Raw genomic sequence first — 12547 nt, forward strand, 5'->3', positions numbered from 1 at the left:
TTTGAAGCGTAAGGTTTACGCGTCACGACGACGGGTCGTACCTTCTTCGCGGCGCGGGCCGCGATTTTCACGACGCTCACCGCTGAAACGGCCTGCACCAGCCGGTGCTGCACCATCACGACGCGGACCGCGACCACCTTCACGACGCTCGCCGCCGCCGAAGCTACGACGCTCACCGCCGCCAGGACGGCGTTCGCTGCGCTCACGCGGCTGTGCATCGCCCAGCAGCTGCATATTCATCGGTTTGTTGAGAATACGCGTGCGGGTAAAGTGCTGCAGGACCTCGCCCGGCATGCCTTTCGGCAGCTCGATGGTTGAGTGAGAACCGAACAGCTTGATGTTGCCGATGTAGCGGCTGCTGATGTCGCCTTCGTTGGCGATTGCGCCAACGATATGACGAACTTCAACACCGTCATCACGGCCCACTTCAATACGGTACAGTTCCATATCACCAACATCGCGACGCTCACGACGCGGACGGTCTTCACCGGCACGTTCGGTACGCGGACCACGATCATTGCGGTCGTTACGATCGCCACGGCGTTCGAAACGCTCATCACGCTCGCGGAACTCACGCTTAGGACGCATCGGTGCATCCGGCGGCAGGATCAGCGGACGTTCGCCCTGTGCCATTTTCAGCAGTGCGGCAGCCAGCGTTTCGATATCCATCTCTTCTTCAGAAGAGGGCTGGATTTTCGCCAGCAGCGCGCGGTACTGGTCCAGATCGCTGCTTTCCAGCTGCTGCTGTACTTTCGCGGCGAATTTTTCCAGACGGCGAGTGCCCAGCAGTTCTGCGTTCGGCAGCTCTACTTCCGGAATGGTCAGCTTCATCGTACGTTCGATGTTGCGCAGCAGACGACGCTCGCGGTTCTCAACGAACAGCAGGGCGCGGCCAGCACGACCCGCACGACCGGTACGGCCGATACGGTGAACGTAAGACTCAGAGTCCATCGGGATGTCATAGTTAACAACCAGGCTGATGCGCTCAACGTCCAGGCCACGGGCCGCAACGTCGGTTGCAATCAGGATGTCCAGACGACCATCTTTCAGACGCTCCAGAGTCTGCTCACGCAGGGCCTGGTTCATGTCACCGTTCAGCGCGGCGCTGTTGTAACCGTTGCGCTCCAGCGCTTCAGCCACTTCCAGGGTCGCGTTTTTGGTGCGCACGAAGATGATCGCGGCATCAAAATCTTCTGCTTCAAGGAAGCGAACCAGCGCTTCGTTTTTACGCATGCCGTAGACAGACCAGTAGCTCTGGCTGATGTCCGGGCGAGTTGTCACGCTGGACTGAATGCGCACTTCCTGCGGCTCTTTCATAAAGCGGCGGGTAATGCGACGGATCGCTTCCGGCATGGTGGCGGAGAACAGAGCGGTCTGATGACCTTCCGGGATCTGCGCCATGATAGTTTCTACGTCTTCGATAAAGCCCATGCGCAGCATTTCGTCGGCTTCATCCAGCACCAGACCGCTCAGTTTGGAGAGGTCCAGGGTGCCGCGTTTCAGGTGATCCAGCAGGCGTCCCGGCGTACCGACAACGATCTGCGGGCCCTGACGCAGGGCGCGTAATTGCACGTCATAACGCTGGCCGCCGTAAAGAGCAACCACGTTCACGCCATGCATGTGTTTAGAGAAATCGGTCATCGCTTCAGCTACCTGAACCGCCAGTTCGCGGGTCGGAGCAAGCACGAGGATCTGCGGCGCACGCAGGTCCGGATCGATGTTATGGAGCAGCGGAAGAGAAAACGCTGCGGTTTTCCCGCTACCAGTCTGGGCCATGCCCAGCACGTCACGACCGTTCAGCAGGTGCGGAATGCACTCAGCCTGGATCGGAGATGGTTTTTCGTAACCGAGATCGTTAAGGGCTTCAAGGATAGGAGCCTTCAGGCCCAGATCTGCAAAAGTGGTTTCGAATTCAGCCATGTAGTACAAGTGCCTCTATGTCATTGGCGGCCAGTCTACATAACTCATCGTGAAAATATTTGGCAATTTTCATTGAAAAGTGTGAACCGGCTCAAAGTAGGTGTATTGACGAACAACAACGCCCTCACCAGTTAAGGTGATGGCAATCAAAAAAGATTACGGGCTGATGTTTATGTCGTCAGCTATTGCTGGTCCGATTCTGCCAGGTCGTCTTGCTCCTGGCCCAAGAGCGATAATTCCAACAATGCATAACGGTGCTCAACGAAGTTGTGGACGTTGTTAGCAACCGCTAATTTGAACAGTGCCGTAGCGCTGTCCTTATCCCCCAGACTTAGGTAGTACTTACCTAAATAGAAGTTGGTTTCACTGAGATGCTCAGCGAGCGAGGTGTTATCCGTTGCGTCCGCCTTCAGGCGATCCATTAGCTCAGATTCGCTAATGTCACCGAGGTAGAACTCGACAATATTCCATCCCCATTGCTCCTTGTCCGATTTTTCGAAGCGCTGTTTCAGTGCTTCTTTCGCCTTGTGCTCATCGAGCTTCCGCTCAACGATGTAAAGCCACAGGCTACGGAAAGGATCATTAGGATCGTCTTGATAAAACGCCAGCAGATCATCTTGCGCTAACTTATCACGACCGCCATAGTGCAGAGCGATGCCGCGGTTTAAGTGCGCGTAGTTGTAAGTTGGATCAAGCTCAAGTACAGAATCAAACGCTTCATAGGCAGCATCAAAATTGCCTGCCTGCGTTAAATAAATGCCTAAGTAATTGAATACTTCAGGCATATCGGGTCGGATGGCCAGCGCTTGTGAAAAATCATTCCGCGCCAACGCCCTCAAACCGAGACTATCATACAATACTCCGCGCTCATATAAAAGCTGTGCGCGTTCATCATCGGATAAAGCCCGACTGGCAAGAATTTGTTCCATGCGTGCCAGAATCACTTCTTGCTGCAAAGTCGGTTGCAATGGCACCGCGAGGACTTCGCTCTTACGCCAGGCAGAGTTGCTGCATCCTGCCAGCGTTAGAGCTGTCGCAACGAAACACCAGCGCAAAAAAGGCTTCATTTCCTACTCCCGAAGACAACAATTGGATGAACGTCCTGTCCCCCGGCTGCAAACATGGCGTCCTGCCTGAGAATAAGCCCTCCGCCTGCGCGGAGGGCAAAGGCAAACCTTACTCGCCCAGTTCTGCTTGCGGCGCTTCTGGCGCTTCAACAGGCTGAGTTTGTTCAGTTGCTTCTTTAATGCTTAGACGAATACGGCCCTGGCGGTCAACTTCCAGAACTTTCACCGGTACTTCCTGACCCATCTGCAGGTAGTCGGTCACTTTCTCTACGCGCTTATCGGCGATCTGAGAAATGTGCACCAGGCCCTCTTTACCGCCACCGATGGCAACAAACGCACCAAAGTCGACGATACGGGTGACTTTACCGTTGTAGATACGGCCCACTTCGATCTCAGCGGTGATCTCTTCGATACGACGAATCGCGAATTTCGCTTTGTCGCCGTCGGTTGCCGCGATTTTCACGGTACCGTCATCTTCGATTTCGATGGTCGTGCCGGTCTCTTCGGTCAGGGCACGGATAACGGAGCCGCCTTTACCGATAACGTCTTTGATCTTGTCCGGGTTGATCTTGATGGTGTGGATACGCGGTGCGAACTCAGAGATATCACCACGCGGCGCGTTAATCGCCTGCTCCATCACGCCGAGGATATGCAGACGTGCACCTTTCGCCTGGTTCAGGGCAACCTGCATGATCTCTTTGGTGATGCCTTCGATTTTGATATCCATCTGCAGCGCAGAGATACCGTCGCGGGAACCGGCCACTTTAAAGTCCATGTCGCCCAGGTGATCTTCATCGCCGAGGATGTCAGACAGAACGACAAAGTTATCGCCCTCTTTCACCAGGCCCATTGCGATACCGGCAACAGCGGCTTTCACCGGTACGCCTGCATCCATCAGTGCCAGCGATGCGCCGCACACGGAAGCCATGGAAGAAGAACCGTTGGATTCGGTGATTTCAGAAACCACACGCACGGTGTACGGGAATTTATCAGCTTCCGGCATAACAGCCAGCACGCCGCGTTTCGCCAGACGACCGTGACCAATTTCACGACGCTTCGGCGAACCGACCATACCGGTCTCACCTACGGAGTACGGAGGGAAGTTGTAGTGGAACAGGAAGCTGTCAGTGCGCTCGCCCATCAATTCGTCGATGTTCTGCGCGTCACGTGCGGTACCCAGGGTTGCTGTTACCAGCGCCTGCGTTTCGCCACGGGTAAAGAGTGCTGAGCCGTGAGTACGCGGCAGAACGCCGGTACGTACGTCCAGACCACGGATCATATCTTTTTCGCGGCCATCGATACGCGGTTCGCCTGCCAGTACGCGGCTACGAACAACGTTTTTCTCGATAGCGTGCAGGATTTCGCCCAGCTCGTTAGCGTCCAGGGACTCATCTTCTGCAACCAGCGTCGCGATGGTTTCAGATTTGATCACGTCAACCTGAGCGTAACGCTCCTGTTTGTCGGTGATGCGGTAAGCATCGCTCAGACGAGATTCTGCCAGCGCTGCAACGCGCGCGTTCAGCGCTTCGTCGACCACTTCCGGCTGCCAGTCCCAGCGCGGTTTACCCGCTTCTTTCACCAGATCGTTGATGTTCTGAATAACAATCTGCTGCTGCTCGTGGCCATAAACCACCGCGCCCAGCATCTGATCTTCGCTCAGCAGTTCTGCTTCGGATTCAACCATCAGCACAGCTGCTTCGGTACCGGCAACAACCAGATCCAGTTTGCTGGATTTCAGCTCTTCCTGAGTCGGGTTCAGAACATACTGGTCGTTGATGTAACCAACGCGCGCAGAGCCGATCGGGCCGTTGAACGGAATACCAGAGAGAGAAAGTGCAGCAGAAGCACCAATCATCGCCACGATATCAGGGTTAACCTGCGGGTTAACGGAAACCACGGTAGCGATAACCTGGACTTCGTTGACGAAACCTTCCGGGAACAGCGGGCGAACCGGGCGGTCAATCAGACGCGCGATCAGGGTTTCGCCTTCGCTTGGACGGCCTTCACGACGGAAGAAGCCACCCGGGATTTTACCGGCAGCGTAAGTACGCTCCTGGTAGTTAACGGTCAGCGGGAAGAAGTCCTGACCTGGTTTTGCTTTTTTCTGGCCAACAACGGTAACGAATACCGCGGTGTCGTCCATGCTTACCATCACGGCAGCGGTTGCCTGACGGGCCATCATGCCGGTTTCCAGCGTGACGGTGTGTTGACCATATTGGAATTTACGAATGATCGGATTCAGCAAAATTCTATCCTTTCTTAATGAACATCAGCACACCCAGGGCGTGCTGATAATTAAACCGGACCTTCTTGCATCCTCGCGACTAATGACAACCTTAACCCGCCCATTACGGATAAAGCCTCTCATTAGCCGCGCGAACCTCTGCAATGAAGATCATACCTGGCAACAATACATCAGTTTAGTGCCAATTGCTGCCGCCTGGTTGAAAAAAGGGGCCGTAAAGGCCCCTTCTTGAAACTCGCCAGACTTAGCGACGCAGACCCAGACGCTCGATCAGCGCGGTGTAGCGTGCAACGTCTTTACGTTTCAGATAGTCGAGCAGTTTACGACGCTGAGAAACCATACGCAGCAGACCACGACGGCTGTGGTGATCTTTTTTGTGCTCTGCAAAGTGACCCTGCAGGTGGTTAATCTGAGCAGTCAGCAGTGCAACCTGAACTTCGGTAGAACCGCTGTCGTTAGAACCACGACCAAACTCGGAAACGATTTTTGCTTTAGCTTCAACGCTTAGAGACATTTTCAACTCCAGTGATATAAGAATGACAGGGTGCCGATCTCTAATTCAGCTCCCCCAGGTTTAACGCCGGGTATGTTAAATACATAGCCCGGCGTTAAGCGGCAATATTCTACTCGTAGTCGGGCATTCCCGCAAGGTAAGCCCGTCAGTCAGCAGGATACTCAACAACCAGACGACGCGGCGCAACTCGCCCCTGCTCATCAATTTCGCCCATGCCGATAAACTTGCCCTCTTCGCCTTCCGTCACGCGTACCAGCCCTTCGGCCGGCGTAGTGGAAGCGCGCACCGGTTGGCCGTTTTTAAAATAGGCAGCAACCACGGTGGGGATGTTTACAACAGGGAAATCGGACGCCGGGCTATCCATCGGCATCAACAGCGGATCGAGCAGTTCTGCCGCAGGAACATCCTGCTGCTCGGCCTGCTGGACTAACTCCTGCAACTGCTCAAGCGTAACCATGCGCTCAATCGGGTAGCGGCTGACCGCCAGACGACGCAAATAGATAACATGCGCGCCACAGCCCAGCTTTTCGCCCAGATCATCAATGATGGTGCGAATGTAAGTCCCTTTTGAGCAGTGGATTTCCAGCTCCAGCTCATCCCCTTCATGGCGGATAAACAGTAGTTCATACACGGTAATCGGGCGCGCTTCACGCGGCACTTCAATACCCTGACGCGCATACTCGTAAAGCTTCTTACCCTGATACTTCAGAGCCGAGTACATCGAAGGGATTTGCTGCGTGTTACCGCGAAAGCTCTCCAGCGCGCTCGCCAGCTCTGTGGCGGTAAAGGTCACCGGGCGCTCTTCAACGACCTGACCATCGGCATCCGATGTATCAGTGCGTTGACCAAGGCGGGCAATTACCCGGTAGCGCTTATCCGAATCAAGCAGATACTGAGAAAATTTTGTCGCCTCACCGAGGCAGATCGGCAGCATGCCGGTTGCCAGCGGATCCAGCGCGCCGGTATGACCCGCACGGTTGGCGTTATAGAGGCGCTTTACTTTCTGCAGAACATCATTGCTTGATGCGCCCTGCTGCTTATCCAGCAGCAGTACGCCATGCACGTCGCGACCGCGACGACGAGGACGACTCATCAGTCCTCCTTGCTGTCGTCCGGGTTCACACGACGCTCATCATCGTGCTTCACCACGCTGGTGACCAGGTTGGACATGCGCATCCCTTCAACCAGCGAGTTGTCGTAGAAGAATGTCAGTTCCGGCACGATACGCAGACGCATCGCTTTCCCCAGCAGGGACCGGATAAAGCCGGAAGCGTCATGCAGGGCTTTAATGCCCGCTTTGATCGACTCTTCATCTTTGTCATTCAGGAAGGTCACGAACACTTTGGCATACGCCAGATCGCGGGAGACTTCGACACCGGATACGGTGGTCATCATGCCCAGGCGCGGATCTTTGATTTCACGCTGCAGGATAGTGGCAATCTCTTTTTGCAACTCCTGAGCGACGCGCTGCGGGCGACCAAATTCTTTCGCCATATTACTTCTCCAGACTAAAAAGGGGCCGTAGCCCCTTTAGATATCTCTTGCCGGGTGGCGCTTCGCTCCCGGCCTACGTTGCGCTAATGCGTCGATTATTCGATAGAGCGCTTGATTTCGATAATTTCGAAGACTTCGATCATATCGCCGGTACGTACGTCATTGTAGTTCTTAACGCCGATACCACACTCCATGCCGTTACGGACTTCGTTAACGTCATCTTTGAAGCGGCGCAGGGATTCCAGCTCGCCTTCATAGATAACCACGTTGTCGCGCAGGACGCGGATCGGGTTGTGACGTTTGACGACGCCTTCGGTAACCATACAGCCAGCAACCGCGCCGAATTTCGGCGATTTGAACACATCGCGCACTTCAGCCAGACCGATGATCTGCTGTTTCAGCTCAGGTGAGAGCATACCGCTCATCGCCGCTTTCACTTCGTCGATCAGGTTATAGATGACGGAGTAGTAACGCAGATCCAGACCTTCCGCTTCGATCACGCGACGCGCAGAGGCATCGGCACGAACGTTGAAGCCAACCAGGATAGCGTTGGACGCAGCTGCAAGCGTGGCGTCGGTTTCGGTGATACCACCTACGCCAGAGCCAACAATCTTCACTTTCACTTCTTCAGTAGAGAGTTTCAGCAGCGAGTCGGAGATCGCTTCCACGGAGCCCTGAACGTCAGCTTTCAGCACGATGTTCACTTCGTGCACTTCGCCTTCGGTCATGTTGGCAAACATGTTCTCCAGCTTAGATTTCTGCTGGCGAGCCAGTTTAACTTCGCGGAATTTGCCCTGACGATAGAGCGCAACTTCACGCGCTTTCTTCTCGTCACGTACCACGGTGGCTTCATCACCCGCCGCCGGAACGCCGGAGAGACCGAGGATTTCCACCGGAATGGACGGACCCGCTTCGGTCACTTCACGACCCAGCTCGTCACGCATCGCACGGACACGGCCATATTCGAAGCCGCACAGCACGATGTCGCCTTTATGCAGCGTACCTTCACGTACCAGCACGGAAGCTACCGGACCACGACCTTTATCAAGGAAGGATTCGATAACAACACCGCTCGCCATGCCGTTACGTACGGCGTGCAGTTCCAGAACTTCGGCCTGCAGCAGGATTGCATCCAGCAGGTCGTCGATACCGGTACCGGCTTTCGCGGAGACGTGTACGAACTGGCTTTCGCCGCCCCACTCTTCCGGAATGATCCCGTACTGAGAGAGTTCGTTTTTAACGCGATCCGGATCGGCTTCCGGCTTATCGATTTTGTTCACTGCAACAACTACCGGCACTTTCGCCGCTTTCGCGTGCTGAATAGCTTCGATAGTCTGCGGCATCACGCCATCGTCTGCTGCGACAACCAGAACAACGATATCCGTTGCCTGAGCACCACGGGCACGCATTGCGGTAAACGCGGCGTGGCCTGGGGTATCCAGGAAGGTGATCATGCCGTTGTCGGTTTCGACGTGGTAAGCACCGATGTGCTGGGTAATGCCGCCCGCTTCAGCGGATGCCACTTTCGTTGAACGAATGTAGTCCAGCAGCGAGGTTTTACCGTGGTCAACGTGACCCATAATGGTCACAACCGGCGCGCGCGGTTCAACCGCAGCACCTGTGTCACGGTCGCTCATTACCGCTTCTTCCAGCTCGTTTTCACGACGCAGGATAACTTTGTGGCCCATCTCTTCCGCAACCAGCTGTGCGGTTTCCTGGTCGATGACCTGGTTGATGGTTGCCATCGCGCCCAGTTTCATCATCGCTTTGATGACCTGAGAGCCTTTAACTGCCATTTTGTTAGCCAGCTCGCCGACGGTCAGGGTTTCACCGATCACAACGTCACGGTTAACGGCCTGGGCCGGTTTATTGAAGCCCTGCTGCAGTGCAGAACCTTTACGCTGACGGCCGCCTTTACCACCGCGAACCGCGGCACGCGCTTCTTCACGGTCAGCTTTGCTTTCAGAGTGCTTGTTGCCTTTCTTCGGACGCGGGGCTTTAGCGGTACGGGTACGGCCGCGGCCACCTTCGACTTCACGATCGTTATCATCTTCAGCCTGACGTGCATGCTGGGAGGTGGTGACGTGATAATCGCCGGTCGTCTCTTCTTCTTCGCCTGGCGTTGCCGTCCAGGTTGCTTCGTTCTGTTCTGCCATTCGACGGGCTTCTTCCGCTACGCGACGTGCATTTTCTTCCAGTTTACGACGAGCCTCTTCTTCCGCTTTACGCTTAAGTTCCTGCGCTTCGGATTCACGACGGGCTTTTTCCGTCTGGGCTGCCCTGGTCACTTCGTCAGTTTGATGGTTGCTCACTTTGCTATTTTCCGCAGCTTCGCGTTTCGTGCTTTCGGCATTTTCACGTTTAGCTTTTTCTTCAGCTTCACGTTTCAGACGCACTTCGGCTTCACGCTTGGCTTTTTCCTCGGCTTCTCGCTCAGCGGCTTCCTCTGCTTCACGACGGGCCTTCTCCTCCGCTTCACGCATCGCCTCTTCTTCCGCAGCGAGACGTTCAGCCTCTTGTGGATCGCGTTTTACAAAGGTGCGCTTTTTACGGACTTCGATCTGCACCGATTTACTTTTCCCACCGGTGCCCTGAATATTTAATGTGCTGCGCGTTTTGCGCTGCAACGTCAGCTTATCAGGCGCAGAACCGTGTTCACGGTTCAGATGCGCTAACAGCGTCTGTTTTTCCTGCGCCGTCACTGAATCATCAGCAGACTTGCGGATCCCTGCATCAGCAAATTGCTGTACCAGGCGGTCCACAGAGGTTTGAATCTCAGCGGCCAGCGTTTTTACGGTTACATCTGTCATGCTGTTCCTTCCTGCTACAGTTTATTACGCTTCGTCACCAAACCAGCAAATATTACGCGCGGCCATGATGAGCTCACCGGCTTTGTCGGCAGTTAACCCTTCGATATCGCTCAGGTCATCCACACCTTGCTCGGCGAGGTCTTCCAGCGTACAAACACCACGAGCAGCCAGTTTGAAAGCCAGTGCACGATCCAGACCGTCCAGGTTCAGCAGGTCTTCAGCCGGTTCTTTATTCCCCAGGCTTTCTTCCTGCGCCAGCGCCAGAGTAGTCAGTGCGCTTTTCGCACGATCACGCAGCGCTTCGACGGTGTCTTCATCCAGGCCATCGATTTCCAGCAGCTCTTTGATTGGCACATAGGCCAGTTCTTCCAGCGTTGAAAAACCCTCTTCGACCAGAACAGTGGCGAAATCTTCGTCAATGTCCAGATAACGGGTGAAGGTATCAATCGCTGCGTGAGCCTCAGCCTGATGCTTGGACTGCAGATCTTCAACGGTCATAACGTTGAGTTCCCAGCCGCTCAGCTGAGACGCGAGACGCACGTTCTGACCGTTACGGCCAATCGCCTGCGCCAGGTTGCCCGCTTCGACAGCGATATCCATGGTGTGCTTATCTTCATCCACCACGATAGAAGCAACATCAGCCGGTGCCATTGCGTTGATAACGAACTGGGCCGGGTTGTCGTCCCACAGTACGATATCGATACGTTCGCCGCCGAGTTCGGTAGAAACGGCCTGAACGCGGGCACCACGCATACCAACGCATGCCCCAACCGGGTCAATACGCTTGTCGTTGGTTTTCACCGCAATTTTGGCGCGAGAACCCGGATCGCGGGCTGCGGCTTTAATCTCAATAACTTCTTCGCCGATTTCTGGTACTTCAATGCGGAACAGTTCGATCAGCATTTCCGGCTTGGAACGCGTAACGAACAGCTGCGCACCGCGCGCTTCTGGGCGCACTGCGTACAGCACGCCGCGAATGCGGTCGCCCGGACGGAAGTTTTCACGCGGCAGCATATCTTCGCGCAGGATCACGGCTTCAGCGTTGCTGCCCAGATCCAGCGTGATGTTGTCGCGGTTCACTTTTTTCACCACGCCGGTGATGATTTCACCTTCGTGTTCGCGGAACTGATCGACAACCATTGCGCGCTCTGCTTCACGTACTTTCTGTACGATAACCTGCTTCGCGGTTTGGGTGGTGATACGGTCAAACGTCACGGATTCAATCTGATCTTCAACGTAATCGTCGAGGTTCAGGCTCTCATCTTCGTAACGTGCCGCTTCGAGAGTGATTTCACGCGTCGGCTGCGTCACTTCTTCAACAATTAGCCAGCGACGGAATGTGTCGAAATCACCGCTTTTACGATCGATGCTTACACGCACATCAATCTCTTGCTCATATTTTTTCTTGGTTGCTGTAGCCAGAGCACTTTCCAGCGCTTCAAAGATTTTTTCACGCGGAAGCGACTTTTCGTTAGAAACAGCTTCAACAACAGCCAAAATTTCTTTGTTCATTGGGGGCCTTTCACCTCAATCCAGACTGTTAAAAGTGGGGGACCAGGTTCGCTTTTTGAATATTGCTCAAGGCGAACACTTCATCTTTACCTTCGACCGTAACGGTGATCATTTCGCCATCGACATCTTTAATGATGCCCTGCCACTTACGACGGTTCTGCACCGCCATCCGCAGCACCAGCGAAACTTCGTCGCCCTTAAAGCGCGCGTAGTGCTCAGCCGTAAACAAAGGTCGCTCAAGACCTGGTGAGGAAACTTCCAGGTTATACGCAACGGTAATGGGATCTTCGACATCCAGTACCGCACTGACCTGGTGGCTGACATCAGCGCAATCATCAACATTGATGCCATCTTCACTATCAATATAGATGCGCAGCGTAGATGTGCGACCACGCACAAATTCGATACCGACCAGTTCGTAGCCCAGTGCTTCAACCGGCGCCGTAATCATCTCTGTTAATTTTTGCTCTAATGTGGACAAGTCCACCCCCAAGACATAAAAAAAGGGCATATAGCCCAGTTATTTCGTACTCAGATAACAAAAAACCCCGATAAATCGGGGCTTTAAATAACTGAACCCTATAGCCGCAACTGCGGCCTGGATAACCTTCCGGAAGAACTCTTTTCAAATCCCGCTAAAGAAGGCGTTAAGTCTTCACAGTATATTTGAAAAAGAACACTAAGGGAAAGTGGTTGCGGGGGCCGGATTTGAACCGACGACCTTCGGGTTATGAGCCCGACGAGCTACCAGGCTGCTCCACCCCGCGCCTGAAACGTGGCAAATTTTACTCGATTGAGCGTCAACTTGCAAATAATGCTGGGATTTGGTACCGAAGACGGGACGTAAAACCGGCTTGCAGTATATTGAAAAACATCGCGTTGTGTCAACCGCTCATCTATAGCATCACGTGCTCCGCCGTTGTTGCATATTATTAAGAGAGTTTTTATGCATAGATGCCGCTTTTTCTTTCAGTTATACAATGAA

General features: G+C 54.3%; 10 protein-coding genes and 1 tRNA gene. All 11 read right to left on the reverse strand.

From position 1 onward, the window contains the following. Positions 1 to 15: 15 nt before the first annotated feature. Positions 16 to 1920 carry a DEAD/DEAH family ATP-dependent RNA helicase gene (locus ABIC80_RS19875; protein ID WP_094422235.1) on the reverse strand — a complete coding sequence of 635 codons (1905 nt, stop codon included), beginning with the start codon at positions 1918 to 1920 and terminating at the stop codon, positions 16 to 18. Further along, on the reverse strand, positions 1913 to 1993 hold the full coding sequence (gene yrbN, locus ABIC80_RS19880) for a protein YrbN (RefSeq protein WP_124971232.1): 81 nt from the start codon (positions 1991 to 1993) through the stop codon (positions 1913 to 1915). The genes ABIC80_RS19875 and yrbN overlap by 8 nt, the downstream gene beginning before the upstream one ends. A gap of 109 nt (positions 1994 to 2102) precedes the next feature. Further along, a complete protein-coding gene (gene nlpI, locus ABIC80_RS19885) occupies positions 2103 to 2987 on the reverse strand; it encodes a lipoprotein NlpI (protein WP_023481039.1) in 885 nt (294 codons plus the stop codon). 109 nt (positions 2988 to 3096) lie between these two features. Beyond that, positions 3097 to 5232: a polyribonucleotide nucleotidyltransferase gene (pnp, locus tag ABIC80_RS19890; protein WP_429178392.1), complete on the reverse strand. Its 2136-nt coding sequence runs from the start codon at positions 5230 to 5232 to the stop codon at positions 3097 to 3099. Between the two features lie 244 nt (positions 5233 to 5476). After that, the gene (gene rpsO, locus ABIC80_RS19895; RefSeq protein ID WP_017457357.1) at positions 5477 to 5746 is read right to left on the reverse strand and encodes a 30S ribosomal protein S15; all 270 of its coding nucleotides are present in this window, start codon (positions 5744 to 5746) and stop codon (positions 5477 to 5479) included. A gap of 145 nt (positions 5747 to 5891) precedes the next feature. Then, the gene (gene truB, locus ABIC80_RS19900; protein ID WP_139567381.1) at positions 5892 to 6839 is read right to left on the reverse strand and encodes a tRNA pseudouridine(55) synthase TruB; all 948 of its coding nucleotides are present in this window, start codon (positions 6837 to 6839) and stop codon (positions 5892 to 5894) included. Further along, positions 6839 to 7240, reverse strand: a complete 402-nt coding sequence (rbfA, locus tag ABIC80_RS19905; RefSeq protein WP_023480926.1) for a 30S ribosome-binding factor RbfA — start codon at positions 7238 to 7240, stop codon at positions 6839 to 6841. The genes truB and rbfA overlap by 1 nt, the downstream gene beginning before the upstream one ends. A gap of 95 nt (positions 7241 to 7335) precedes the next feature. Next, entirely contained in the window at positions 7336 to 10050 is a 2715-nt protein-coding gene (infB, locus tag ABIC80_RS19910) for a translation initiation factor IF-2 (protein WP_023480825.1), read from the reverse strand. Between the two features lie 24 nt (positions 10051 to 10074). Further along, on the reverse strand, positions 10075 to 11562 hold the full coding sequence (nusA, locus tag ABIC80_RS19915) for a transcription termination factor NusA (protein ID WP_023480893.1): 1488 nt from the start codon (positions 11560 to 11562) through the stop codon (positions 10075 to 10077). A gap of 28 nt (positions 11563 to 11590) precedes the next feature. Further along, entirely contained in the window at positions 11591 to 12043 is a 453-nt protein-coding gene (gene rimP / locus ABIC80_RS19920; RefSeq protein ID WP_017457352.1) for a ribosome maturation factor RimP, read from the reverse strand. A 209-nt stretch (positions 12044 to 12252) separates the two neighbouring features. After that, positions 12253 to 12329 (reverse strand) — tRNA-Met (locus ABIC80_RS19925). Positions 12330 to 12547 lie beyond the last annotated feature (218 nt).

The organism is Kosakonia sp. 1610, assembly GCF_050435845.1.
Lineage (GTDB): Bacteria > Pseudomonadota > Gammaproteobacteria > Enterobacterales > Enterobacteriaceae > Kosakonia > Kosakonia cowanii.

Bases quoted from the DNA above. Each gene is read 5' to 3' on its own strand.
- ABIC80_RS19875 (WP_094422235.1), bottom strand. From the start codon at position 1,920: ATGGCTGAATTCGAAACCACTTTTGCAGATCTGGGCCTGAAGGCTCCT.
- yrbN (WP_124971232.1), bottom strand. From the start codon at position 1,993: ATGAAAATTGCCAAATATTTTCACGATGAGTTATGTAGACTGGCCGCC.
- nlpI (WP_023481039.1), bottom strand. From the start codon at position 2,987: ATGAAGCCTTTTTTGCGCTGGTGTTTCGTTGCGACAGCTCTAACGCTG.
- rpsO (WP_017457357.1), bottom strand. From the start codon at position 5,746: ATGTCTCTAAGCGTTGAAGCTAAAGCAAAAATCGTTTCCGAGTTTGGT.
- truB (WP_139567381.1), bottom strand. From the start codon at position 6,839: ATGAGTCGTCCTCGTCGTCGCGGTCGCGACGTGCATGGCGTACTGCTG.
- rbfA (WP_023480926.1), bottom strand. From the start codon at position 7,240: ATGGCGAAAGAATTTGGTCGCCCGCAGCGCGTCGCTCAGGAGTTGCAA.
- infB (WP_023480825.1), bottom strand. From the start codon at position 10,050: ATGACAGATGTAACCGTAAAAACGCTGGCCGCTGAGATTCAAACCTCT.
- nusA (WP_023480893.1), bottom strand. From the start codon at position 11,562: ATGAACAAAGAAATTTTGGCTGTTGTTGAAGCTGTTTCTAACGAAAAG.